Annotated in this window: 29 protein-coding genes and 1 tRNA gene; 14 read left to right on the top strand and 16 right to left on the bottom strand. The window is 56.8% G+C overall.

Annotated elements, in window-relative coordinates:
- Nucleotides 1-91: 91 nt before the first annotated feature.
- Nucleotides 92-676, bottom strand: coding sequence for an Hsp20/alpha crystallin family protein (locus tag ACR0JB_RS02045; protein WP_170395809.1), 585 nt, complete (start codon nt 674-676; stop codon nt 92-94).
- A 197-nt stretch (nt 677-873) separates the two neighbouring features.
- On the opposite strand from ACR0JB_RS02045, the gene ACR0JB_RS02040 reads away from it, so the two are divergent.
- A complete protein-coding gene (locus tag ACR0JB_RS02040) occupies nt 874-2,178 on the top strand; it encodes a ferredoxin reductase family protein (RefSeq protein ID WP_170395807.1) in 1,305 nt (434 codons plus the stop codon).
- Between the two features lie 337 nt (nt 2,179-2,515).
- Nucleotides 2,516-3,079 (top strand): flavodoxin domain-containing protein, encoded by a 564-nt coding sequence (locus tag ACR0JB_RS02035; protein ID WP_170395805.1) that lies wholly within the window; start codon nt 2,516-2,518, stop codon nt 3,077-3,079.
- Nucleotides 3,080-3,155: 76 nt separating this feature from the next.
- Here the strand turns inward: ACR0JB_RS02035 and ACR0JB_RS02030 are convergent, their stop codons facing one another.
- The 5 genes from ACR0JB_RS02030 to ACR0JB_RS02010 form a co-directional block, all read right to left on the bottom strand.
- Nucleotides 3,156-4,001, bottom strand: a complete 846-nt coding sequence (locus tag ACR0JB_RS02030; RefSeq protein ID WP_170395803.1) for a universal stress protein — start codon at nt 3,999-4,001, stop codon at nt 3,156-3,158.
- A gap of 88 nt (nt 4,002-4,089) precedes the next feature.
- A complete protein-coding gene (locus ACR0JB_RS02025) occupies nt 4,090-4,467 on the bottom strand; it encodes a nuclear transport factor 2 family protein (protein WP_170395801.1) in 378 nt (125 codons plus the stop codon).
- 161 nt (nt 4,468-4,628) lie between these two features.
- Nucleotides 4,629-5,639 carry a phage terminase large subunit gene (terL, locus tag ACR0JB_RS02020; RefSeq protein WP_170395799.1) on the bottom strand — a complete coding sequence of 337 codons (1,011 nt, stop codon included), beginning with the start codon at nt 5,637-5,639 and terminating at the stop codon, nt 4,629-4,631.
- A gap of 22 nt (nt 5,640-5,661) precedes the next feature.
- Entirely contained in the window at nt 5,662-6,108 is a 447-nt protein-coding gene (locus ACR0JB_RS02015; RefSeq protein ID WP_170395797.1) for a hypothetical protein, read from the bottom strand.
- The gene (locus ACR0JB_RS02010; protein ID WP_170395795.1) at nt 6,095-6,274 is read right to left on the bottom strand and encodes a hypothetical protein; all 180 of its coding nucleotides are present in this window, start codon (nt 6,272-6,274) and stop codon (nt 6,095-6,097) included. The genes ACR0JB_RS02015 and ACR0JB_RS02010 overlap by 14 nt, the downstream gene beginning before the upstream one ends.
- A gap of 34 nt (nt 6,275-6,308) precedes the next feature.
- Between ACR0JB_RS02010 and ACR0JB_RS02005 the strand changes: the two genes are divergently transcribed.
- Entirely contained in the window at nt 6,309-7,001 is a 693-nt protein-coding gene (locus ACR0JB_RS02005) for a hypothetical protein (RefSeq protein WP_480789646.1), read from the top strand.
- A gap of 376 nt (nt 7,002-7,377) precedes the next feature.
- Here ACR0JB_RS02005 and ACR0JB_RS02000 read toward each other — a convergent pair.
- Nucleotides 7,378-7,467 (bottom strand) — tRNA-Ser (locus ACR0JB_RS02000).
- 202 nt (nt 7,468-7,669) lie between these two features.
- On the opposite strand from ACR0JB_RS02000, the gene ACR0JB_RS01995 reads away from it, so the two are divergent.
- The 8 genes from ACR0JB_RS01995 to ACR0JB_RS01960 all read left to right on the top strand — a co-directional run bounded on the left by ACR0JB_RS01995 (nt 7,670) and on the right by ACR0JB_RS01960 (nt 15,309).
- Nucleotides 7,670-9,037, top strand: coding sequence for an SPOR domain-containing protein (locus ACR0JB_RS01995; protein WP_480789645.1), 1,368 nt, complete (start codon nt 7,670-7,672; stop codon nt 9,035-9,037).
- Between the two features lie 17 nt (nt 9,038-9,054).
- On the top strand, nt 9,055-10,221 hold the full coding sequence (locus tag ACR0JB_RS01990; RefSeq protein ID WP_170577384.1) for a D-alanyl-D-alanine carboxypeptidase family protein: 1,167 nt from the start codon (nt 9,055-9,057) through the stop codon (nt 10,219-10,221).
- The gene (gene tmk, locus ACR0JB_RS01985) at nt 10,218-10,841 is read left to right on the top strand and encodes a dTMP kinase (RefSeq protein WP_170348190.1); all 624 of its coding nucleotides are present in this window, start codon (nt 10,218-10,220) and stop codon (nt 10,839-10,841) included. The genes ACR0JB_RS01990 and tmk overlap by 4 nt, the downstream gene beginning before the upstream one ends.
- 10 nt (nt 10,842-10,851) lie before the next feature.
- On the top strand, nt 10,852-11,973 hold the full coding sequence (locus ACR0JB_RS01980; protein ID WP_480789644.1) for a DNA polymerase III subunit delta': 1,122 nt from the start codon (nt 10,852-10,854) through the stop codon (nt 11,971-11,973).
- Complete coding sequence (locus ACR0JB_RS01975) at nt 11,970-12,776, top strand: TatD family hydrolase (RefSeq protein ID WP_480789643.1); 807 nt, start codon at nt 11,970-11,972, stop codon at nt 12,774-12,776. Before ACR0JB_RS01980 ends, ACR0JB_RS01975 begins: the two co-directional genes overlap by 4 nt.
- Nucleotides 12,773-13,570: an MBL fold metallo-hydrolase gene (locus ACR0JB_RS01970; protein ID WP_170395787.1), complete on the top strand. Its 798-nt coding sequence runs from the start codon at nt 12,773-12,775 to the stop codon at nt 13,568-13,570. Before ACR0JB_RS01975 ends, ACR0JB_RS01970 begins: the two co-directional genes overlap by 4 nt.
- Nucleotides 13,571-13,612: 42 nt before the next feature.
- The gene (locus ACR0JB_RS01965) at nt 13,613-14,545 is read left to right on the top strand and encodes an AEC family transporter (RefSeq protein WP_170395784.1); all 933 of its coding nucleotides are present in this window, start codon (nt 13,613-13,615) and stop codon (nt 14,543-14,545) included.
- Nucleotides 14,546-14,616: 71 nt separating this feature from the next.
- Nucleotides 14,617-15,309 carry a CbiX/SirB N-terminal domain-containing protein gene (locus ACR0JB_RS01960; protein WP_170395782.1) on the top strand — a complete coding sequence of 231 codons (693 nt, stop codon included), beginning with the start codon at nt 14,617-14,619 and terminating at the stop codon, nt 15,307-15,309.
- A 33-nt stretch (nt 15,310-15,342) separates the two neighbouring features.
- On the opposite strand, the gene ACR0JB_RS01955 is transcribed toward ACR0JB_RS01960, so the two are convergent.
- From ACR0JB_RS01955 to ACR0JB_RS01935, 5 genes are all read right to left on the bottom strand, one after another.
- Complete coding sequence (locus tag ACR0JB_RS01955; protein ID WP_480789642.1) at nt 15,343-16,365, bottom strand: GGDEF domain-containing protein; 1,023 nt, start codon at nt 16,363-16,365, stop codon at nt 15,343-15,345.
- Nucleotides 16,362-16,949, bottom strand: a complete 588-nt coding sequence (locus ACR0JB_RS01950; protein ID WP_170504773.1) for a heme NO-binding domain-containing protein — start codon at nt 16,947-16,949, stop codon at nt 16,362-16,364. The genes ACR0JB_RS01955 and ACR0JB_RS01950 overlap by 4 nt, the downstream gene beginning before the upstream one ends.
- A 121-nt stretch (nt 16,950-17,070) precedes the next feature.
- Nucleotides 17,071-18,630, bottom strand: a complete 1,560-nt coding sequence (locus ACR0JB_RS01945; RefSeq protein ID WP_170504770.1) for a trimethylamine methyltransferase family protein — start codon at nt 18,628-18,630, stop codon at nt 17,071-17,073.
- A gap of 120 nt (nt 18,631-18,750) precedes the next feature.
- On the bottom strand, nt 18,751-19,443 hold the full coding sequence (locus tag ACR0JB_RS01940) for an HAD family hydrolase (RefSeq protein WP_170504767.1): 693 nt from the start codon (nt 19,441-19,443) through the stop codon (nt 18,751-18,753).
- A gap of 24 nt (nt 19,444-19,467) precedes the next feature.
- Nucleotides 19,468-19,752 carry a DUF3572 domain-containing protein gene (locus tag ACR0JB_RS01935; protein ID WP_170504764.1) on the bottom strand — a complete coding sequence of 95 codons (285 nt, stop codon included), beginning with the start codon at nt 19,750-19,752 and terminating at the stop codon, nt 19,468-19,470.
- An 87-nt stretch (nt 19,753-19,839) separates the two neighbouring features.
- On the opposite strand from ACR0JB_RS01935, the gene ACR0JB_RS01930 reads away from it, so the two are divergent.
- Complete coding sequence (locus tag ACR0JB_RS01930) at nt 19,840-21,240, top strand: diguanylate cyclase (RefSeq protein ID WP_170504761.1); 1,401 nt, start codon at nt 19,840-19,842, stop codon at nt 21,238-21,240.
- 5 nt (nt 21,241-21,245) lie between these two features.
- On the opposite strand, the gene ACR0JB_RS01925 is transcribed toward ACR0JB_RS01930, so the two are convergent.
- Genes ACR0JB_RS01925 through ACR0JB_RS01910 form a run of 4 tightly spaced genes read right to left on the bottom strand, consistent with a single transcriptional unit; the run spans nt 21,246 to nt 23,144 of the window.
- A complete protein-coding gene (locus ACR0JB_RS01925) occupies nt 21,246-21,719 on the bottom strand; it encodes a periplasmic heavy metal sensor (protein ID WP_170395771.1) in 474 nt (157 codons plus the stop codon).
- On the bottom strand, nt 21,716-22,066 hold the full coding sequence (locus ACR0JB_RS01920; protein WP_254429470.1) for a hypothetical protein: 351 nt from the start codon (nt 22,064-22,066) through the stop codon (nt 21,716-21,718). Before ACR0JB_RS01920 ends, ACR0JB_RS01925 begins: the two co-directional genes overlap by 4 nt.
- The gene (locus ACR0JB_RS01915; RefSeq protein WP_170395769.1) at nt 22,059-22,670 is read right to left on the bottom strand and encodes an RNA polymerase sigma factor; all 612 of its coding nucleotides are present in this window, start codon (nt 22,668-22,670) and stop codon (nt 22,059-22,061) included. The genes ACR0JB_RS01920 and ACR0JB_RS01915 overlap by 8 nt, the downstream gene beginning before the upstream one ends.
- Nucleotides 22,671-22,676: 6 nt before the next feature.
- Nucleotides 22,677-23,144 (bottom strand): EF-hand domain-containing protein, encoded by a 468-nt coding sequence (locus tag ACR0JB_RS01910; RefSeq protein ID WP_170348176.1) that lies wholly within the window; start codon nt 23,142-23,144, stop codon nt 22,677-22,679.
- A 199-nt stretch (nt 23,145-23,343) separates the two neighbouring features.
- Between ACR0JB_RS01910 and ACR0JB_RS01905 the strand changes: the two genes are divergently transcribed.
- Together ACR0JB_RS01905 and ACR0JB_RS01900 are read left to right on the top strand one after the other, a co-directional pair.
- On the top strand, nt 23,344-23,742 hold the full coding sequence (locus ACR0JB_RS01905) for a DUF983 domain-containing protein (RefSeq protein WP_170395767.1): 399 nt from the start codon (nt 23,344-23,346) through the stop codon (nt 23,740-23,742).
- Nucleotides 23,743-23,767: 25 nt separating this feature from the next.
- A complete protein-coding gene (locus tag ACR0JB_RS01900; protein WP_170395765.1) occupies nt 23,768-24,469 on the top strand; it encodes an NUDIX hydrolase in 702 nt (233 codons plus the stop codon).

Genomic DNA, 24,469 nt, shown 5'->3' with positions numbered 1-24,469 from the left:
ACAAGACCCAGGCCGCAGCTCAAAGAAGGCCAATCCACGATCGGCCCTCTGTTTTGGCATATTCAAGCCCCGAATCGAGCCAACAGACCGTCTACTTCGACGATACCTTGATCTTACGGCTTGGATCCTGAGGCTCAGTCTTCGGCATTTCGATATGTAGAACGCCTTTGTCGAATGTTGCTGAAATCTTGTCGATTTCCACAGTGTCTGGCAGCGACATGGCCCTGGAAAAGCTGCCATAGCTTCTTTCGCTGACACGCAGATCGCCCGTTTCATCATGCGCAATCTTCTTCTGACCGCACAGGATTAGCCTGCGATCCTTGATTTCAATTTCCACATCATCCTCTTCGAGCCCTGGCAATTCAGCCGTCAGGACAATCGCAATATCCGTTTCTTGGACGTCGATTGCCGGTGAAATCGCACCAGTCATGTCAAGAGACGGAAAACCCGTGCGTTGCGCAGCCGTTTCCATCGGCAAGAAGGGTGATCCTCCCCCCAAAAAACGCGACATCAAGGTTTCCATTTCACGCCGAAAGTTGTCAGAGAGCGGATGCATTCCAGTGAAAAGTTGCGGCGGCTTTTTGTCTTCCAACATTTTGAGCCTCCTCCTTTGGTCGGATTTCGCGCGCGCAATATTATGACAGGAAAAGCGGTCAAGGACCTTGATCTTGCGCAAGCATGCAACCTCATCTTTCGCCAGATCGCACGCGGCTGCTGAACGAATAGAAAGGGGCAACTTCGTCCACCAAACTTGCCTCATCGCGCCGGAGTAAACACCAATCTCAGTAGTCTTGATCGGAACCCCAGGTCAGCTTAGCGTTTACTTTGAATGAGCCCGAGCTGCCTAGCTTTAGCACAGTGGAGCAAAACTGTATGAAATGGCCTTATCTGGCGCTTATTTACGTTTTGCTGATCTTGGCTCCCTTGGGTTTTTCTTGGTCTCTGGGATGGCCACCACGACCATTTCATCAAGAGCTCGCGTCCGGGCTTGGAATGCTTGCTTTTTCAATAATCTTAGTCGAGTTCCTGCTGTCTGGGCGGTTCAGGTTCATCTCTTCCTGTCTGGGTATGGATGTAACCATGCGAGTGCATCAGTTGATGGCGCGTACAGCGCTCGGCTTTGCGCTGATACACCCGCTGCTGTATCAGGGTACGCCTTCTGGCGGACGCCGCCCGTGGGATGAAACAAGCCAACTTACGATTTCGACCGACCTTTCTACGCTGGCATCGGGCATCGGCGCATATTTTTTACTGTTCATTCTGGTCGCCTCGGCAATTGCCCGCAAATCCCTTGATTACAAATACGAAACATGGCGCCTGTTACACGGGCTGGGAGCCTTGGTGATCGCATGCCTGCTGTTGCATCACACGGTCTATGCTGGGCGCTACGGTGGGCATCCGCTACTAACGTATCTCTGGCTTGCCCTGACCAATATTGCAGTTGGAACTTTGCTGTATGTCTATCTCGTTCGGCCTTTAAGTCAGAGGAAAAGGCCGTGGCGCGTTGCTTCTGTGTCTAGACTAACACCGAAGCAATGGGAGTTGCGCATCATGCCAGATGGTCACAACGGGCTAACCTTCGAAGCAGGGCAGTTTGCCTGGCTAAACGTCGACCACAGTGCTTTCTCGCTGCACGAGAACCCATTCTCGATTAGTTCGGCACCAGCCCAAGGCCCCGAAGTTTCATTCGTGATAAAGGAGCTTGGGGATTTCACATGCGGTCTCGGACAGATCGCTCCTCAAACCCGGGTCTATCTGGATGCCCCACATGGGAATCTGTCGATCAGCCACCGCCCTGAGACAGGAATTGTTTTAATCGCAGGTGGTGTCGGGATCGCGCCCATGTTGAGCATTATGCGTCAAGTTCGACTGAGTAGAACACAGCGCGATCTCAAGCTTATCTATGGCAACCGGGTGGAGGAGCAGATTGTTTTTCGCCGGGAGTTGTCCAAAGAAGAAACAGTATTTGTTCTATCCGAACCGCCAAGGGATTGGTCCGGAGAGACAGGCTTGATCGACGGTCCCCTGTTGGATCGCAATTTGTCTTCTGAACAATTTGAAACCTGGCTTTTTGTTCTCTGCGGCCCCCCTGCCATGATGGACGCCGTCGAAGATCATCTGATCACTCGGGGCACCGCGTCACACCGGATTTTGTCTGAAAGGTTTGACTATGATTAGATTGCTCAGAAATCTGCCCGCACGCCAACAAGTGAAGGTCACGGTGTGGTGCATCAGTGTTATATTCCTCGTCGCTGTCTTGGCCTTTCCTTTAAGGTAGTAAAACAAGCCATTGGGCCATGGCCAGCTTCAAAAATTGTCAGCCAAAGAGGCCGATTTGCTTCGAGATGTAGGTCGTCACGAACTTCCTTAAAAACATACTCTGTGTGGACAGCAAAAGCGTACCACAACTCTCCCGATACGCTCACAAGTAACGCCTTTGATGGAGATCAAGGGCAACGCACGTCACTTATTCATAATAAGCAATCTATTCAGACCGATTTTTGGGAGTATCGGAATGACCGTACTCATCGCCTTCGCTACAGTTGAAGGCCAGACAGCAAAGATGGCGCGCTTCATCAGCAGTGTCGCGAAGAATGCCGGTTTCAACACAAAGCTGATAAATACCGATGAAATGCCCAGCCACGTTTCACTTGACGATGTGGTCAAGGTTATTCTCCTGGCCCCTGTCCACGAGCGTAAGCACCCCAAGTCATTCGAAGCATTTGTCGCTTCAAATAGTGATGCCTTAATGAAGCGAAAGTCTCTCGTGTTTTCCGTCGGTCTAAAAGCTGCTTTCGCGTCAGGTCGAGAAGAAGCACGCGACTATCTTGACGAAATGCTTCTTCGAACAGGTATTAGACCAAATGCGACGGCTTTGATCGCAGGCGCGGTGAGGCCCGAAAACTACGGGTATTTTGAGAGGGAGATTCTTCAGCACGTCGTCTTGCTCGGTCAAAAATTCGATCCACGAGAAGGGGCAAAGGAGTTTACTGACTGGGATGAACTCACGTCAATTGTGATAGAGTTCCTTGGCGAAAACGGGCGGGCAAACACGCTTCAACCTCAAGCAAACTCTTAAAAAAGTCTCTCAAGTATTTACCGATGAACTTTGATAGCTATGACTCCCGGAAAGTCACAGTTATCGGCTCGCTTCATCAGTGTCCGAAAAGCACTGGTAAACTTGTCTGCTCCAACATTGCTTGCGTCGTGCCCCCAAAAACTGACTCTCGCAAATGGGAATGCCCATAAGCGCCCATAACAATGAGATCGGCCCCCGCTTCTCTTGCTCGTTCTTGAATGCAATGTGCAACTGAATTTCCCCCGCACTGGAACTGCGACACGGTCACGGTGCAACCGTGATGGCTGAGCCATCCAGCTAGGTCAGTTCCGGGCGCTTGACCTTCTACGTCATCAGGCGACGGCATATCAAAACACCCAATCACAACTTTGTTGGCCGCCAGAAGAATGGGTAAAGCTAAATGCGCAGCCCTGGACGCAGGCAAGCAGTCATTCCATGCCAAAAAAACGCAGTCGCGTTGGGCAAACGGATCTCCATTGATCATCAGAGCAACCGGCGAATGAAACAATACTCCGCACGTGATCTTGTGAAATAAATCGGGGTCTTTTCGCAAATCAGCGTCTAGAAAAGCGATATCAGAGCATTTGGCTTGTTCTGCTACAAGTTGCTGTAACTCTGCTCCAAGTCCCATGAAGCCAGTTACATTTGCAGATACGCCTTGCCCTACCAGAAGCGCTTCAACTTCTGTCGCGCGAGACTTCAGGGCGGCATTTTTCGCGTGAAGAACGTCCAACCAGTTTGAGGGCAGACCCGCCTCAACGAACCTGTTTGATCCATACTTCAGGTAAGGCAGGTTAGGTAAGGCCGCGATCAATACGCAATTCAAGTGGTCGTTCTGGATATGGGCAGTTTCAGCGCATTCCAAAATCGACGCGTCGTCAGCATCAACTCCTACAAAATATGCCACTGTTCTGTGTTGCATTCCCGACCTCCGCCCGGAATTTCACTTCGCCCGAAAGCCGTGCGCATTGATTAAACCAGCAAATAGCCGATGTTGTTATTCGCTCTTCTTACTTCGGCAACATGAAAAACTCTTCCAGCACAATCTTGCCTTCCGCCACCGAATACACCGAGATCTCGCGCAGGGTCATACGCTCACCCGTAGCCTTCTGAATGACTTCGGCTCTGAAGCGGACTCCAAAGCGGTTGGGTGGGTGGACGTAGGGGCCATCCACTTCTAGTTCTTGGATTTCATGCGATGCCAACCAATCCTCTCTTTTTCCCTTGATGGCTTCTCGCCCCTTTAAAACGCGGAATTGTCGAACCGGAGGCACGACTGCCTCTATCGACTGTGCGTTTTCGGCATACATTTCATCAACACTGGCAAGGCCCCTGCGCTCACGCATGGCCTGGACGAATGATCTTCCGATTTCAATCAACTCTTCCATGAGCCCCCCCCTGAATTACCATTGACAGTACCACTTCTTGCCCGCGCCAATCTTGACAAGGATCAATAAGCATATCGATGGATACTGTAAGGCCGGTTCGAACAAGTCTCAGCTAGGCCAACAGAGATGTCGCTTATCGGCCTCGAACTTTGGTTTCTGTTCTACCGCCGTCTGATCCGCTCGCGAAGGCGCTCGCGACGTTCGATGTTGATCTGATGATCGCGACCAAGCGCCCGGTAGAATCCCAGTCCCTTGGACCAGTTCAGAAAATGGGCAAAGCTGTCGACCTGATCGTCATTGCGCCCGCGTGGAAAGGACCGCAGTTCCCGTTTGAATGCTCGCATCCAGGACGCCTCTGCAGGCAGATACACTTTGCCCTCTTCGACAGGACCGCACGCGGACTGGAACCGGGTTTCCTTGTCCTTGTCGGGTTTAATGCGTTCGAAGCGCCGACGATCATCACGAAATAACTCGTCCAAAAGCGGTTTGCCAGAAGCGGCATCTTCGATCAGAACGCGATCCGGATCCCAACGGCCGACAAGCTGCAGCGCCTTGGCTTTCAGGTCTGGGTAGTCCACCTGCCCACGCCAGACGTCGAGAAGGTACCACGCGTTTTCTTGGAACCCCCAGGTTGTACAGGCCGAGAAGTCAGACCGGGGATCCGCAGACATCCCCGTATCCCAGCTTTGAACAACCAGTTGGAACCATTGGCGATCTTCGACGATCTCATAGGTCCCGAACCATTCCCAGCGCAGCGGCGATCCGTCTGGCGCAACCGGGTTCTGCTGATACTGGCAATTGAACACAGCTGCGCCCATTTCACGACGCTTGGTATCCAGCGTGTTCTGATCCAAACGGGACGGGCACAGGAGATCACCCGGTTGGCGGCGCATGACCCTTCCACGCCCAAGAGGCACCACCTCATGTTCTTCGGCGATGGCAGGCAGATTCAGGTGCCGATAGGTCCCACGTTCAAGCAGATAACCCGGCGGATCCATCTCGTGCAACCTTTGTGCAACCATAACCACACGTCCTTCGGCCGGGTTGTCGAAGCGCGACAGCAAGGTACCCTCAATGAACTCTTGCGCCTTGATCAGTTCGGCCTCGGAGCCCGCATCTCCGGCTTTCAGCAGGTCATCGATGACGATGTAATCAGCGCCATGGCCAGTCACAGAACTGCCGATGGAGACAGCCTTACGGCTGCCTCCCTTTATGGTGCGGATTTCTTCTGAGGTGTTGCCCCTTTTTAGCCAAGACCGTTTCAGGGAACATTTCCCGGTACCAGCGCGCAGACATGGTCCGACGACAATCTTCGGAATGTTTGCGCGCCAGATCCAGCCCGTAGCTGGCAACAATGATCTTGGCGCTGGGGTTATGACCGAGAAGATAAGCAACATAAGCAACGGCCACGGTGACCGAATTCAGGCACCGGGGCGGAATGTTGATGATCAACCGCTTGTTCTCGCCGACGCAAACGTTGTCCAACTCATGGCACATGGCTCGCACATGCCAAGCCGGATCAAAGCTGCGGTCAGTTCCCTGGTGCAGCGTGCCAAACACACGCCACACGAAGGGAAAGAAATTGTCCCGGCAAACCTCGCGAGCGACTTGCACAACGATTTTTGGATCAGGAGTCGTCATCTTCCGCCTCCTCATTTTCCGGACCACCGTCACCGTCCAGTTGGCTGGAGAAGAAATCCCGGAGGATGTCGTAGTCGACAGCGTCCGGCTCAACCGCACGGACGCTTTCTTGCGCGTCCAATTCACTTGTGTTGAACAGATCTGTGTCCAGCTTCAGCAGCGCCATCAACAATTTCGTGTCGCCCTTCAACGCGCCAGCCGTGAGCCGCTTGGCAATTGCCTCCGTCTTGGAAATCCGGATTTCGTGGCTGCCTTGGCGACTGCCCGGCCCTGCGCTGGAAAACACCGTCGTTGATGTCATCGTCAGACATCTGCAAGACGCCGCAATCACGCATCGAGTTCTGGCGCAGCCGGAGGCCAAGTCAGCCGAGGCAATGCAGACTTCAGTTGCAGGTTTAGTAACCCGGCTTCAAGGCCAAGGCGGTCAGGTCGGCGCTGCTCTTCTGGCCAAGGGCAAAATTGCACCAGGTCAGATCGACCTCGAATTGAACACCAAAACTCTGGCAAGCGCACTTGGCATTGCTGCGGACCATCTGCACCCGGATCTCACCCACATCACCGCATCTTTTGATCTGCGCCGCCGCCGCATCGAGGCCAAGGTCATCGCCGGAGATATGGCACCCCAACCTGATCCCCACCTCCGGTCCATGCTGATCTGCGCCCATGGTTGGACCCGCGATCTGAAGTCCGGAGTTCAACTGATGGAGATTGCACGCCGCGAAGGCGTCCCCGGCGCTTTCATCCGTACCCGTGCTCAGCTCGCCTTTCTCTCCCCGAAGATTCAAGCCGCGATTCTCGACGGCACTCAGCCGCCCGAACTCACACTCAAGCGTCTGGTCAGCGTGACCCACCCACTTGAATGGTCCGAACAGGAACGCCTGTTCGGCTTCTGACATCTCCAAATCCTGCGTCCCTGATACAGACTTCGCCCTCCCTGATCCGTAGGCACGATTCCCTGTTCCCACGAGAAAATTCCCTGTTCCACCTTTTAGGGAATTTGCAACATAAACCTCTGAAAAAAAATGCAGTTCCGATAGGAGAAATGACGGAACTCAGACCTGTTCAACGAAAATTCCCTGTAAATCGCCACTTATCAGGGAAATCCCGCCCAAAGCGACCCCGCCGAAATGCGCCACTGAGACTGCCGCCGGAAGTGCGCACTGAGTGTACGGTTTGCTCTGCCTCTGATTGAAAGCGCATGCGCCAACGCGCGGGAATTGCGGCACAATTCCGGGCCAGAAAACACAACTGAAGTGAGACAGGTATGAGTGGCGGGGAGACAGGGATTCGAACCCTGGGGACGCTCTCACGCCCAACGGTTTTCAAGACCGCCGCATTCGACCACTCTGCCACCTCCCCGCGTGGGGCTGGGTCTAAGGCCAACTGAAATCGGTGGCAAGAGCAAATAGGGAATTCTCGCCTAAGCATGTGCAGTGGTCTTTCCATGACACCTCACCCGCGTTATGCTTTGCAGGAAAGACCGTAACAGACCGGCAAGACAGAACCGGCAATTGGCGGCGGGGTTCAGGAAACGAGACCCCTTCAGGCAAGGGATGACAAAATGAAGCGAGCGACTGAGACACGCGTGAAACCGCGATCGTGGGCGGTGCTGGCCGTGACATTGGCAATTCTGGCGGGGTGTGACGAGACACTGTCGACCGAGGAAGCATTGTCGGACGCACCAAGTGACGGCACCCAGACCAGCGGTACCGTCGAACTGTTTCCCGGTCATTCAGACAAATCAGGCGCAACGGTCGAAGCGCCAGAGGCCTTCAATGTGACCGAGGCCGCGCTGTGGGATGGGCGTCCGTCCTTGGGCGGTATCTGGGTTGCCCACCCGGATGTGACCCAACCCGAACGCGTTGTCATCAAGAATCCGAAAAACAACAAATCTGTGAATGGCGCCTTGTTCCGGCGGGAAAGAAACCTGCCCGGCCCGGCTTTGCAACTGTCCTCTGCGGCCGCTGGCAAGCTGGGTATCCTTGCGGGTGCGCCGACCAAGGTTCAGGTTACTGCCCTGCGGCGCAAACCCGTAGAAAAAGAAGAACCCAAGACCGAAGAAACCGCGACAACCGAGAATAAATCGGTCACCGATGAAGCAAAATCAAAAGACGCAGCCATAGAAACGGCTACGGCAGATGCCGAAAAACCCACAAAGCGGAAATGGTGGCAAAAGAAGGAAACGGTTGCCGCAGCAGGTGCAGCCGGAGCCGCTGCAGCGGCAACAGGCGACGCCGCAGCTGAAGCAACCGCCGATGCCGCGGAAGACGTGGTTGAAACCGCAGCTCAGGCCACACCGTCCTCTACTCAATCTGCCCCCGAAGTCAGCCCGTCCGAGGAAAAGCCAGCCAAACGGAAGTGGTGGCAAAAGAAGGAACCGGTTGCCGCAGCAGGCGCCGCCGGAGCCACCGTGGCGGCAACAAGCGACACCGCAGCTGAGGCAACCGCTGATGCGGTGGGAGAAGTGGTAGAAACCGCAACTCAACCCACCGCGGCCCCCTCTCTGTCTGACCCCGAAGTCACCCCACCTGAGGACAAACCGGCCAAGCGGAAGTGGTGGCAAAAGAAAGATCCTAACGAGATCACTGAAACGCCGCTTGACCCCGTTGCAGGTGCTGCAGCCGCGATTGAAGCGGCCGACCCCACCCCGGTAAGCGCGCCTGCTCCGGCGGCTCAGGATCCAGCACCACGATCTCTGACCAAGCCGTTTGTTCAGGTTGGAACCTTCAATGTCGAAGCCAATGCCAAGAGCGCGGCGCAAAAAATTGAGCGGAACGGAATGACTGCCAATGTTCGCGAGCTGAAGACCGACGACAAAACGGTCTGGCGCGTGCTGGTTGGCCCGGCAAAAACCCGCTCGGAACGCAACGCATTGCAAAGCGACGTCAGAGACCTTGGGTTTTCCGACGCGTTCTCTGTCAAGAATTGAAACAAAGGAGGCCCCTCGTGCTGTCCTCACTGCGATCATCCGTTTTGACCCTTGGGCTGGCTGTGTTTGCCCTGCCCGCCCAAGCCTTTGATACAACAGCCCGCGCGGCATATGTGGTAGATCAGACAACAGGTACGGTTCTACTGTCCAAAGAGGCCGATCTGCCCCTACCGCCTGCCTCTATGTCCAAGCTTATGACGCTTTACGTGGCGTTCGAGGCACTGCGCGATGGCCGCCTGACATTGGATGAAACACTGCCGGTTTCGGAACACGCCATGAGCTATGGCGGCTCAACCATGTTCTTGAACACGCAGGACCGCGTTAGGGTCGAGGACCTGTTGCGCGGCATTATCGTACTGTCGGGCAACGACGCTTGCGTGGTGATCGCCGAGGCGCTCAGCCCTGACGGAACCGAGGCTGGGTTTGCCCGATACATGACGCAACGTGCGCAGCAAATGGGCATGAACAATTCCAACTTTGCCAACTCGAACGGCTGGCCCGCTGCCGGTCATATGATGTCCACCCATGACCTGGCTGTGTTGGCAAATCATCTGATTTCGGATTTCCCGGAATACTACCCCCTGTTCGCCGAGGAAGAGTTTGAATTCGATGGCCGCGCGCCGTCGAACAAACGCAACCGCAACCCGCTGCTCAAGCTGGGGATCGGTGCCGACGGTCTGAAGACCGGCCACACGCAAGAGGCCGGGTATGGCCTTGTCGGGTCGGCCAAACAGGGTGACCGTCGGGTGATTTTTGTACTCTCAGGTCTCGACAGCACCGGCAAACGGGCAGAGGAGGCTGAGGCCGTGGTTAACTGGTCGTTTCGAAATTTTGTCGAGAGGACAGTTGCCAACGCGGACACGCCAATAGCCGAGGCCAAGATCTGGATGGGCGCGCAAAAGACCGTGGGTCTGGTCCCGGAAGAGGACTTGTCGCTGCTGTTCCCAGTTCTGGGTGACAAGAATATTGAGGCCGAGGTTGTCTATGACGGGCCGGTCAACGCGCCAATTGAAAAGGGCCAACAAATGGCTGAGCTGGTTATCAAACCGGAAGGATTGCCGGAAATCCGCCGCCCATTGGTGGCGTCTGAAAGCGTCCCGGCCGGAGGCTTCGTGGTGCGTATGATGACCGTGGGCGGTATCTTTCTGACCGATGTGATCGGCAATCCACTGGACGCATTGTGACAAAGCCCGGGTTGTTTCTGACCTTCGAAGGCATTGATGGATCAGGCAAATCATCGCAGGCACGCATGCTGGCCGAGCGTTTGCGCGATCTTGGTCATGAGGTCGTGCTGACGCGCGAACCCGGTGGCTCGGTCGGGGCCGAAGAGATCCGCCGCCTGGTTTTGGAAGGCGACCCCGACCGCTGGTCGGCCGAAACGGAATTGCTGTTGTTCACTGCCGCGCGGCGGGATCATTTGGAACGCACAATCGAGCCCGCTCTTGCCGCTGGCAAAGTGGTTATCTGTGACCGATTTGCCGATAGCACTCGCATGTATCAGGGCCTGTCGCGCGGCGATTTGCGCGGGGTGGTTGATCAATTGCACAGCTTGGTGATTGGGCGCGAACCCGATCTGACACTGCTAATCGACATGGACCCACAAACCGGTCTGGCCCGCGCCAAGGGGCGACAGGGCACAGAAGAACGGTTCGAAGATTTCGGCATCGATCTGCAGCAAAAGATGCGCGCCGGATTTCTGGCGCTGGCCGATGAGTTTCCGGACCGCTTTCGCGTGATTGACGGCAATCGCGACATGGACAGCGTTGCACAGGATGTGACAGATATCGTTCTGCAAGCTTTGTGACTGACGATAGATGAGCGACGATACCCCAACCCCGGATCAGGCCCCCGGTGCCCCGCACCCGCGCGAAACCCAGCAACTGTTTGGGCAAGCCGCGGCTGAACAGGCATTTCTGAGCGCCTACACCTCAGACCGGCTGCACCACGGCTGGCTTTTGACTGGCCCGCGCGGGGTGGGCAAGGCAACCCTGGCCTGGCGGATTGCACGGTTTTTGCTGGCAACGCCACCGGTGGAAGAGGATGAGCTGTTCGGTGCCCCTCCGCCACCTGAAACCCTTGCGATTGATCCCGAGCATCCGGTCGCGCACCGCATTCTGGCCGGGGCCGAGCCAGGGCTGGCCGCCATCACCCGATCCGTGAATGATCAGGGGCGGTTGCGGAACGAAATCGTCGTTGATGATATTCGCAAGCTGGGGAAATTCTTCGGTCTGTCCTCGGCCGATGGCGGGCGGCGTGTCGTAATCGTCGATTCAGCGGATGAGATGAATGTCAGTGCGGCTAATGCCCTGCTGAAAATGCTCGAAGAGCCACCTGCGCGCACGACATTACTGTTGGTTTCGCACCAGCCGTCACGCCTGTTGCCAACGATCCGATCCCGTTGTCGAACCCTGCGCCTTTCTCCACTTGGGCCTGAGGATATGCAAGCCGCCCTCGTGCAAACGGGTGCGGACCTGCCCGCGCAGACCGACCATTTGGCGGCGCTGGCCGCCGGGTCGGTCGGCGATGCAGTGCGGTTGATCAATCTGGGTGGGTTAGAGATCTATGCTGAACTGATCGCCATTCTCGGCACTCTGCCCCGCATGGATCGCCAGCGCGCGTTGGCTTTGGCCGAAGCCGCTGCCCAACGCGGTGCGGCAGAGCGGTTCGAACTGCTGCTGACCCTGATCGACGTCGTCCTGTCGCGCCTGGCGCTGACCGGCGCAACCGGTGCGCCGCCACTACCCGCGGCTGCGCCGAATGAGGCGGAAACGCTGTCACGTTTGTCCCCATCTCCGCATCAGGCCCGTCAATGGGCCGAGGTTGCGGCGACAATCACGGCCCGCGCGCGCCATGGTCAGGCGGTGAACCTTGACCCTGCCGCTCTGGTCCTAGATACGGTGTTCAAGATACAGGAAACCGCCGGTCAGAGCAGATGAGCGACACCCCCCAGATCACCGACAGCCATTGCCATCTGGACTTCCCCGATTTTGAGGGGCAGCTGGACCAGATCATCGTCAATGCCGCCGAAGCAGGCGTGACCCGTATGGTCACGATCTGCACCCGCTTGCGCAACGAACCCACCATTCGTGCCATTGCCGAGGCACACGCGCCGATCTTCTATGCCGCAGGCACCCATCCCATGAGCGCCGCGGATGAGCCGATGGCCACGGTCGACGAACTGATCGCGCTGTCCCGGCACCCGAAATTTGTCGGCATCGGCGAAACAGGACTGGATTATCACTACACAGCTGACTCAGCCTCGGTGCAAAAGCAATCGCTGCGCGTTCATATCGAGGCCGCCCAAAACACCGGTCTACCGCTGATTATCCATGCCCGCGCAGCTGATGATGACATGGCGCGCATTCTGGCCGAGGAACACCGCAATGCGCCCTATTCCTGCGTAATGCACTGTTTCTCATCCTCGGCGGAACTGGCCCGCGCCGCGCTGGATCTGGGTTTCTACCTGTCCATGTCCGGCATCGCCGCCTTCCCCAAAAGCCAGGAATTGCGCGATATCTTCGCTGCCGCGCCGGTCGACCGCGTTCTGGTGGAAACTGACGCCCCCTATCTGGCCCCGCCGCCTTATCGCGGTAAACGTAACGAACCGGCCTATACCGCCCACACCGCCCATAAAGGGGCCGAAGTGTTCGGGTTGGACTATGCCGATTTCGCTGCCCAGACGCAGGCCAATTTCGACCGTCTGTTCACCAAGGCCGCAACCTACAAGGCGGCTGCATGACCCAGCTGCGCTGCACCATCCTTGGCTGCGGCTCGTCCGGCGGCGTACCGCGACTGGGCGGGCATTGGGGGGATTGCGATCCGCAGAACCCCAAGAATATTCGCCGCCGCTGTTCGATGCTGGTTGAACGTGACGGGCCGGATGGCACGACCACGGTGCTGATCGACACCACCCCCGACATGCGCAGCCAATTGCTGAGTACTGGAACAGGGCGTTTGGATGGCGTGGTTTATACTCATTCCCATGCCGATCACGTCCACGGCATCGATGACCTGCGCATGATCGTCTATAACATGCGCGAGAGAGTATCGGTCTGGGCCGACGGTGATACGCAGAACGCCCTGCTGGGGCGGTTTGGGTATGCCTTCATCCAACCCGAAGGCTCTCCCTATCCGCCGATCCTTGACTTGAAATCCATCGACGGCCCGTTCGAAATCGACGGCCCCGGCGGTTCGATCCCGTTTCACCCCTTCAAGGTCAATCATGGCTCGATCGATTCTTTGGGTTTTCGGATGGGTAAGCTGGTGTATCTGCCGGACGTCGCCGAACTTTATGACGACGCTTGGCCTATGATGGAAGGGCTGGACTGTCTGGTCATTGACGCCCTGCGCCGCAGCCCTCATCCCACACACGCCCATCTGGATAAAACGTTGGAATGGATCGATCAGCTGAAACCCAAACGAGCGGTGCTGACCAACATGCATATCGACCTCGACTATGTCACGGTTGACGCCGAAACCGCCGATCACATCACCCCTGCCTATGACGGTATGGTGATCCATCAGGAATTATAGGGCACTGCCGTTGCAGCCCGCGAAACACTCTGGGGCGGCTGGATGCTGCAAACTCTGATCGAAGTTATCCTGCCGGTATTTCTTGTGATCGGTGCCGGATACACCGCGACCCGTATGGGGTATTTCAAAGAAGCCCATGTCGAAGGGTTGATGAAATTCACCCAGGGCTTCGCGATTCCCTGCCTGCTGTTTCTGGCCATCGCACATCTGGATCTGAGCGCCAGTTTCGATCCCCGGCTACTTGGCAGCTTTTATGCCGCCGCAGCCCTGTGTTTCACCGCCGGGTTTTTCGGCGCCCGCCTGATCTTTCACCGCGAGTGGGAAGATTGCGTCGCCATCGGCTTTTGCTGTTTGTTCTCGAACTCGGTTCTGCTGGGTCTTCCAATCACGGAACGAGCTTTTGGGTCTGAGAATTTGGACGGGAACTACGCCATCATCGCCTTCCATGCGCCATTTTGCTATGCCATCGGCATCACGGTGATGGAAGTTGTCCGAAACCGGGGGAATGGCGGCAGGCGCATGATCCGGTCGGTGATGTCGGCAATGTTCCGCAATGCGCTGATCCTTGGTATTGCGCTGGGATTTATCGTTAACCTTTCAGGAATTGGCGTACCTTCAGTTTTGGACGAAGCGCTTGGCCTTATTACTCGTGCCGCCCTGCCCGGCGCCCTGTTCGCGCTGGGCGGAGTTCTGGTCAAATACAAGCCCGAGGGCGATCTGCGCGCGATTGCCTATGTCTGCTGCATTTCATTAATCCTGCACCCCGCCCTGGTTTGGCTGTTTGGGGCCTCTGCTGGTCTGCCTCAGGATTTGTTCCGCTCGGGCGTTCTCACAGCGGCGATGGCGCCCGGCTTCAACGCTTATATATTTGCCAACATGTACGGACACGCAAAACGGGTGGCAGCCTCATCCGTTTTGATTGGAACGGCGACCTCGATTCTGACGATCTGGTTCTGGCTGACACTTTTAGGTTGATGGCACCTTAGTTTGGATTGACTCTGGCGCGGCGGGACGCACCTATCGGTAAAGCTTACAGGACAATTCGAATGCACCACGCCCTTATCGTCGCCCATGGCCAGCCGTCTGACCCGACCCCGGCCGAACAGGCCTTAGCCGAGTATGCCGCCGAGGTCGACGTACTGTGCGCAAAGGTGACTGTGCGGTCGGCAACGCTGGCGGCACCGGGTATATTCGAAGAGCGCGTTTCAAAGCTGACAGATGACGCGGTAATTTACCCGCTGTTCATGGCAAATGGGTGGTTTGTCACCAGCGCGCTACCCAAACGTCTTGCCGGGCGAAATCTACGCATTCTGGACCCGCTTGGTATCGACCCTGAACTTCCAAAACTTGTGGCCGGGGCGCTGCGCGACAGGTTGGTGGAAAACCAGTGGACGGCGCAGGAAACGGATCTCGTTGTGGCGGCTCATGGCTCAGGTCGCAGTCGCAACCCATCTGCCGTTGCCTTTGCTTTCGCTAGCACGTTAGAAAAATATCTGGCATTCAGGTCCATTCGTGTGGGTTTTGTCGAAGAACCCCCTTCCATCTCCGAGGCCGCGTCAGGTCTGTCGGCGCAAGCTATTTGCCTGCCCTATTTTGCCTGCACCGGCGGTCACGTTCTGGAGGACCTGCCGCAAGAGTTGGCTGAAGCCACGTTCAAAGGACAACTCATGCCAGTTGTCGGAGAGCTTCCACCGATCAAGCGCCATATTGCAAACACTCTGAGCCGTGTGTTCGATTAGCCTTGATCGCATCTAAGCCGGGTCCGCGCGATTTTAATCCAAACGAACCCCGGATGCCGGGTCGCCTTGTCGATGCCCCACCAGTGTCGAGTATAAGCAATGCCGAGATCTGCCTTTCCTCTTCGCCTCATACAGCGCCAAATCAGCCGCGTTCAGAATTTCCGCGGATATGGGGGGCGAAAACTGCGTGGACAACGCGGTCCCGATACTGGCTGATATCCGACAGGGGTTTTTCTCGAACACCATTGGTTTTTGCAGCCGGTCAATAAGACGTGACGCAATTGCTGAAAGGACAGATTCATCCATCAAACCCTTGAAGATAATAACGAACTCATCCCCGCCAATGCGGGCCACTGTATCATCGTTGCGGGTTTCCTCTACCATGATCCGGGCGGCCTGCTGCAACACGTGATCCCCCGCTGCGTGCCCATATTGATCATTGACCGACTTGAAGAAATCCAAATCCAGATGCATCAGGGCGAAAGGCGAATTCCCGGATATCAGATGGCCCAGAACCACGTCCATGGCCCGACGGTTCTTTAACCCGGTCAGCATATCGGTAAAGGCTTGTTCTTCGGCGGCCAACATCGCCCCTTGCAGCCGCAGGTTAAGCGACCGCGAAGCCTCCATCGCTGCCGATTTAGCCTCGACCAAGTACAGCAGTTCGATCGCAAGGTCGGTGCCAGAAAAGTCCGCACTGGTCAGCGCATAATCGCGTACAGCATCCAAAATCGAAATGCCGAAGGACAGGTTAATTACTGCGCCTTTTCCGTTGGGCAGTGGGGCAATCAATCCCTTCAACGCCGTTCGTGGCGTATCATGGAGTTTCAGGTGCAGTTTTGCGCCAGCCAACGACATCAGCGCCGAAAGGGCTGTGACAGCGCGCGGGCGCATTAACTCGAATACGTCCAGAAATTCTTTCCCCTCCATCGGTTGATCCGGGCGAAGTTTCTGCAACGTCGGCCCTACGCGTGTTATCCGCCCAGTTTCGCTCACCAGAACGAACATTGGACATAGTGTTTCCAGCAAAGAACCCAGATCGCCAGTATCCGTCATGATTTGCGCGCCCCAAGATCGAAATGACGCCCTTCGGCAAAAGCGCTTTCCACAAGTACGACTGAGATGACTTCGGCCTCGCCCTCTTGCCCGTCATGGGACAACATGGCCAAGGCACCGTAATCGTCGGCCATAGCGCGCAAAACCCCGACCATAACGCTGGAATATCCGGCCAATCCGGGATGACAATACAATTGATATTCTGTTGGGCTCACCTCAATAAGCTCCAACATTGGCAGGCAAAGGTCGGAAACTGCCAAACGGACACGGTCGGACAAGTCATCCAGGGAATGCAGGAACTCTACATAAGTGACGCCGCCAAAGCGCAGCAGACGGCGCAGATCCTCCATATTCGGGTGAGACACCAGATATGTTCCCAAATCCTCGAGTATTTCGGCACGTGGGCGCTTTAGTTCGCCGCACAGTGTGTCCAAAACCCGGGCAGTCATGTCGTCATCGTAGACGAGCATGGCCTCGAACTCGGTAAATCCCAGCTCAGCCATCTCGGTCACGCGCAACCAGCACGTCTGCCCGTAGGTCGCGCATACGAAGGATTGTACCGCCCGATTGATCAGACCATGCATAAAATGCCCCAGATTGGTTACTTCTCCAATCTGGCCCGAGATTCCTTAACAAACCCCCAAGATAGGTCGTTGGATTCCAACAATCTGAACAAGTATCACAGTGGAAGTCTTTGACAGGGAACTAGAAATCCGTCGGCGCCCCACCTTCGGCCTTGCGACGGGCGACAAAGTCGGCAAGCTCATCCCGGATCGCATCATCCAGCGCCGGTGGTTCAAAGCTGGTGATGATCTCTTTGAACATGTGATGGGCCCGCTCCGCCGTCCAAATGCCACCCGCAACATTCCAGCCCTCGAAGTTCTTCCAATCACTCAGGAAGGGTTGATAGAACGCGGTGGTGTAGCGGTCCTGCGTGTGCTGAATACCAAAGAAATGGCCGTCATTGCCCACCGACCGGATCGCATCCAACGCGATTTCATCTGGACCGGTCGCGGTAATTTCAGGCTGCATATAGCGCTGAATTTGCTGCAATATTTCACAGTCCATGATGAATTTCTCGGGGCTGGCGATCAACCCTCCCTCAAGCCAACCTGCTGCGTGGTAAACCATATTGGTACCCGACTGAACGGACGCCCACAGAGAGTTCGAGGTCTCCCAAACTGATTGGCCATCGGGCACGTTTGCGGCACACACCCCCGACGAGCGCATCGGCAGGTTGTAGAACCGTGCCATTTGCCCAGTCATCTGGGTGGAACGCATGTATTCCGGTGTACCAAAGGCAGGTGCGCCTGACTTCATATCCACATTGGATGTGAACGTCCCGATTACGCAGGGAATCCCCGGACGCACGTATTGGAACAGAGCGATTGCGCACAAGGCTTCGGCCAGCGATTGCGCCACAGCCCCCGCCATCGTTACCGGAGCCATTGCACCAGCCAACGTGAACGGCGTCACAACAATCGCCTGCCCCCGCCGCGCCAAACGCAAGCAACCGTCAATCATCGGGTGGTCGTGTTTCAGCGGTGAGGTCGAGTTGATGTTCGAATACATCCGAGGCGTTGCCTCGAATTCCTCGTGGCTCAGCCCGCCAGCGATGCGGACCATCTCCATCACATCTTCGACCCGTTCCTTCCCGAGGCAATAGGCATGCATCGCCTTGTCGGTCAGGGTCAGCTTGTCATAAAGCACATCCAGGTGCCGGACACTGGCATGTATATCGACGGGTTCAACCGGATACCCGCCCGCAAAGTGAATGCAATTGAAATATTGCGTCAGTTTCAACAGGTTGCGGCACATATCTCGATTGCCGGGAACCTTGGTACCGATCTCCATATCCCAGTAATTCGGCGGCGATGATACGTTGCCGAACACCATGTTCTTTCCGCCGATTTCAATCGTGCGGTCCGTATTTCGCGGAGTAATCGTAAAGCTTGAAGGGGCTTTGCCCACCATCTCCATGACAAAGTCCCGGCCCATGCGAACATTGTCGCCCTCGACCGTACACCCTGCCTCGCGCAGAATGCCTTTGGCTTCTTCGTTGTAGAACTCGATCCCGATCTCTTCGAGGATGCGCATGGCCCCTTCATGGATCGCCTCGATCCCGTCCTGATCCAACGGTTCAGTCGGGCGGTCGATATTGATTGGCGGGCTCCACGGCATCTGGTCGATTACCGCAGTACCTCTGCGTTCAGCGGCCCCGGCACGTCCACCACCACGACGCCTACGAGTATTTGTGTCTGCCATCTGATCCTCCGGAGCTTGCTCTATCACAAGCAAGCCCCGAAGGTCGGGGGCTGGCCGCTCTGTCTGCGACAGACTTTGTCGGTTTTTTATCCCGAAGCGACGAAATTGGCTGGAGCGTGATCAGTTTTTCGCCAGCCAGTCGGGAATGTGCCCGATATCCGGCAACACGACATCCGCCATGGGCGCCAGTGCTTCGGCCGGGGCCATGCCCGTGAGAACGGCAATTGTCGTCATCCCGGCAGCGCGACCAGCTTGCAGGTCGTGCAGACTGTCGCCCACCATGGCCACCTGTTCAGGTGCCACGCCTACATAGGTCGCAAAGGCAAGCAACTGCCCGGGCCCTGGTTTGTACCCGTGGCCGCTGTCATAGCCCGCGACAAAGTCAAAATGATCGCGAATCCCGACCGATGAGAGATGCTGTTTCGCTGGCATCTCACCGTCATTTGTGGCCACGCCCAGCTTTAGCCCAGCCTGTTTCAAACCTTCCAGAAAGGGGGCCAATGGCACGGCCTGCGCCTGCGGAGCCGACGCCGATTCGGTGTTCAGGACATCGACCAGATCTTCCTGCGTCATGTCGGGAAGATGCGGAACCAAGGCTTCGGCGATTTCATCAACCGTACCGGCGATGACGATGCTGTCCTCGGAATAGCTGGCCTTTTCCAGGTCAAAGCCGATAACACGCCCCAATTCTGAAGCGCGTGCAGGGTCTCCGTCGGCCAAGCGCAACACGACATTGCGCCCGAAAGCCCCCCAGGTGTTGGCAAAGTCAAACAAGGTGCCGTCCTTGTCGAACAGGATCGCGTCGATAGGCATTGCATGCTCCTGCAAAGTTGTGGGTCAGGCCCAGTGGACGTCAGCGCCACCGGACAAAGCCGCGCGGGCCTGTCCAGGCAGGTCATAGGGCACGGAATTCGCGTCACAGAAGGCGATTACCCACGAGTCGTCAAGCATAAGAAACTCCAGCACCGACCCCAGAAACTCGGGCTCGCCTGCTCTTTCGCGCAGGTCCTGTGTCGATGCACCGGTTGAGCCAAGGAAAATTGGCAGCAATTCTTCATTGCCCACCAGCCAACCCAAAACACTGAGCGCCAGCGTTTCGGCAGATTGGGCGTTGATTGACATAAAATAGCCCCGGATCAGATCTTGGAAAGGGTTTGTTAACCAGACTCATAAACACTTTAGCAACGCATGCAATCAATGGTGACTGATATGTCCGTGCAGGGAACCATCCTTGTCCTCGACGGGGCCTCAACCAATCGCATCATGCTGAAGGTTCAGCTAACTGCGGCTTGGTATCACGTTGTTCAGGGTGAACGGCTTCAGGGTCTGCCCGGGCTTTTACGGCGTGCCAGGCCCGACCTGGTACTGACCTCGCAAACCTTGCCGGACGGCACTGCCGCTGACGTAAAGAAGCTTGTCATGGCAGACCCGGATTTGACCGATGTGCCGGTGGTTGCGATCGCACAGCAAAACGACAAGGCCGCGCGGCTGAAGGCGCTGGCTGACGGCTTGGACGATGTTCTGGCCCACCCGTTCAAGGATACGTTCCTGCTTGCGCGGGTTCGCAGCCTGTTGCGCGCGCGCGCCGACACCCAGGAATTGCAGGTTGGAACCAGTTCGCACCCCATCGGATTTGCCGAACCTAGCGCTGCGCTGATCATGCCTGCGAAAACCGGTCGAGTCGCTATTCTGACACAATCGTCATGCACCAGCGCTTTGTGGAAAAAGGCCCTATTCAAGCAGACACCGCACAACCTATCCGCTCATACAACATCCAACCTTCGGGGTATTCTGTCGGGACCTGTCCCTGATGCCATCGTGTTCGAGGTCAGTGCAAACCCGTCGGACCTCAAACTGCTGGCCGATCTGAAATCGCGAAGCACTACGCGGCATACGGTTCTGATTGGTGTTCTTGAGGAAGAGAATACCGAATTGGCATCCGAAGCGCTTGATCGGGGTGCCGACGCGATTTGCATGGGTAGTTTCTGCCCCGAAGAAACGCTGTTGCGCCTGGAAAACCAGATTGTGCGAAAGGCCCGGCTGGACCAGATGCGCGCGTCGCTCAGGCGCGGGTTGGAGGATTCCTGGGTCGATCCGTTAACCGGCCTGCACAATCGCCGATATGCGATGCACGCGATGGATCAGATCATGCACAAGGCTGCGCGGACCGAACAAGGTTTTGCGGTGATGCTGGCTGACCTGGATCACTTCAAGTGTATCAACGACTCCTTCGGCCACACCGGCGGGGATCTGGTGCTGGCCGAGGCAGCGGCCCGGATGAAACAAACGATTGGCTCGGCCGGGTTCATCGCACGAATCGGTGGCGAAGAGTTCATGGTTGGCCTCGCCGAAGCAACGCAGGCCAAAGCACTGAAACTAGCAAGAAGCTTGTGTGATTGCATCCGTGACAAACCTTTTGAGCTGCCAGACGCCCCTGCCCCAATACCGGTCACGATCAGCATCGGACTAATCGCAGCCCAACCAAACGGATTGTCGCAATCACTTCAACCACTCCGATTGGAGGGGCTGATCAAATCGGCCGACACCGCGCTTTATGCTGCCAAGTCGGCTGGGCGCAACCAGGTTCGGGTCCGGCAGAGCGCAGCCTGAACCGATCAATCCTTGTGCTTGCGCCCATGCGCCTTGCGCTCGACCACTTCCTGCAGCCGGTCCGCGTAAGCCTGACGTTCCGCGTCAGTCATCGCGGTGATGCGGTCCAGCCATTTATCCTGCAATGCGCTTTGCAATTCGGCCATGGCTTGCGCCTGTTGCTGCAGCAGCGCCTGCACCGCCTCGGGATCGAACGGTTCCGCTCGCAAGGCTGCCTCAAGCGCGGCAAAGTCCTGCGACCGCATCTTCGCCCCCTTGGTATGCCGCTCAGACAACTCACTGCGCAACGCTTTCCGTTCCTCTTTGGGCAGCGCCCGGTACAACGTTGGGGCAAATCCGGGCGGACCCTTGCCGTGATGCCCGCCTTTGACCCTGTAAACAGTGCCCAAAGCGACGCCAACAACCAAAAGGTTCAGCGCCAGCGATACGGTCAAAAGAACCGTTACCCACCGTCTTTTGGGTTTGGCATTACCGCTCATTCGGCGTCCTCCAGAAAAGTTGTGTCCAGGCCAAGGTCAGCGACCACAAAGCTGGTGTCCTGCGGAAAAATAATCGTTGCCGGGTCAGGTAAAAAGTCGGGCGCGGCAAATCCGATCCAAACCCCTGCGGCACTGGCCGCGACCAAACCACCCATGCTCTGCCAGCCTCCGATCCCGTCCAGCAGCCGCGCCCAGACAGAACGCGGTGGATCTGCAGGTTTCATCCGGTCAAGACGCACCGTTTCGGCGTCAGTCAGAATGCGAACCGCCAGATCATCGGGCAGTTCCGGCCGGGCTTGCCGTGCCTGAGCAAACAACTGGTCCAATTTCATGTCATCTTCAGCCATCTTCGTACCCCAGTTCATCTTGCCGTCCTGCCAGTATTGCCGCCAAGGCGCGCTTTCCGCGCGCGGTCAGGCTTTCTACCGCTTCAGTCGAAATGCCCATGATCCCGGCGATTTCAGGGTTGGGCAGTTCTTCGATATGCCGCAAAATCACCGCTTGCCGTTGGCGGTCTGGCAATTGCGACAACGCTGATTGCAGCGCATCCTTACGCGCCGCTTCTTGTAGCCGCTCGGTAGCGCTCAGGTCTTCATCCTCGGGCTCGGGCACATCGTCCAGACGGTCCGGCCTTTTCTTGCGCTGCACATCCACACACAGGTTCAGCGTAACGCGATAGAGCCAGGTGGACACCTTGGCCTGCCCCGGCACCCATTTTGGGGCCATCTGCCACAGCCGCATCATTGCGTCCTGCGTTACGTCTTCGGCCTCGGCCCGGTTGCCCAACATTCGCATCGCGACTGAAAAACAACGCGGCCCCAACCGGTCAGTCAACTGACGGGCAGCCACCGCGTCGCCGCCCGCGAATTGCCGCAACAACGCATCATCTGTCGTATCCGCGGCACATTCTGCGCCGCGGACATCCTGTAATGGAGAGGTCAGATCCTCCATCCTTCATCAGCTGTCGTCAGAGTCCGCCTTGCCGTGTTTCTTGTGCTTGCGACCCATCCGCTCTTTCGCATCGGCATATTCCTGTTCCGAGATCGTTCCGCTGTTATCCGCGTCGATACGGTCAAACATCTTGCCAGCGCGGCGCGGTTTGGGCAACTCGTCTTCACTCAGAAAGCCGTCCTGATTGGCGTCGTGTTTTTCGAACATCTTGGTCACGCGGTCATTGGCGCGTTTTTGGCCAGCGGCCTGCATTTCTTCGACGCTCAGTTTGCCGTCGCCGTCAGCGTCAGCGTTCGAGAATCGCTGCGTGCGGTGGGCCTCCAATTCTTCTTGCGTCAGTTGACCGTCACCATTGGCATCCAGTTCTTGAAAGCTTGCAGGTTCACGATCCTTTGGTCCGGCCGCCAATACGGACGTACCTGTGATTGCAATAGCCGAGATAAGGATGGCCGGAATGAATTTGGCGCTTTTCATGTCGTTTTCCCTTTGTTTAGCGGCCCCATCGCCGCTGCTCACATAAGTTCAAACGCAGGGCTGGATGCTTTCCGTCGCAAAAATCCAAAAAACTTTGCAGGCCGTTACCAACACCCCGCGCCACAAAGCGACGCACCCCTCTTTTTTTCAGGGCAAAACAAGCGCATTATCCGGCTCAAACGAACGCTCGAGTTTTACAATGACAGATCAAACGATCGACACCACGATTGAGAATGACCGCCCCACTTGGCCTGCTTTGGTCAAAGGCTTCCGCTGCCGCTGCCCCAAGTGCGGCGAGGGCAAGGTTCTGAAAGGCTATCTGAAGGTCAAGGACAGCTGCGACTCTTGTGGGCAAGAGCTGTTTCACCATCGGGCAGATGACGGTCCGGCGTACCTGACCATTCTGCTGGTCGGACACCTGATGGCACCGGCCCTTCACGTGTCTTATGTAGAGTTTCGCCCGGAACCGATGACCATGTTCCTGATCTTTGCCATCGGTTGTACGGCCTTGTCGCTGTTCCTGCTGCCCAGGCTGAAGGGAGCGGTTGTCGCGTACCAATGGGCGCGTCGCATGCACGGGTTCGAAAAAGCGCAATGACCTCATCCATCGGGTCGCGCAGCGCATGACAATAGACAAAACAGCAATACGGGATGCGGCAACGGTCATCGTTCTGCGAGATCGTATGACCGAGCCGTCCATCCTGATGGGGCAACGCGGTGCAAAGGCCGTATTCATGCCCAATAAGTTCGTGTTTCCCGGCGGTGCCGTCGATGCCGAGGACAGCTCGGTACCTTTGGCCACGCCCCTGCCCGCGTTGTGCAGCGACAGGCTGGACGAAAAGTCCGAACCGGGATTGCAAAACGCACTGGCCGCAGCCGCAATTCGTGAATTGTGGGAAGAAACAGGGCTGATCCTGGGGGATCCCGGCGGGTGGAGCGGCACAGTTCCGGACGATTGGCAGGGCTTTGCCGACTTGGGTTACCGCCCATCGGCCAGCGCGCTGCAATTTGTGTTCCGTGCCGTGACCCCTCCGGGGCGCCCACGCCGTTTCGACGCACGGTTCTTTCTGGTCGATGCCAACGCCGTTCAGGGGGATCTGGATGATTTCAGCCGCGCGTCGGATGAGCTGTCCCATTTACAATGGGTCCCGCTGGACCGCGCGCGCGAACTGGACCTTCCCTTCATTACCGAGGTCGTTCTTGCGGAAATAGCGGCCCGGGCTACAAATCCCGAACCACCCGCCACCGTGCCGCTATATCTGCATACCGAAGAACAAAGCCTGTTCTTGCAGCTCAGGGGTTATCCCATGCCCGACGCGGACTAG

The organism is Ruegeria sp. BI7 (assembly GCF_056537925.1).
This window is presented reverse-complemented; position numbering and strand designations above follow the sequence as displayed.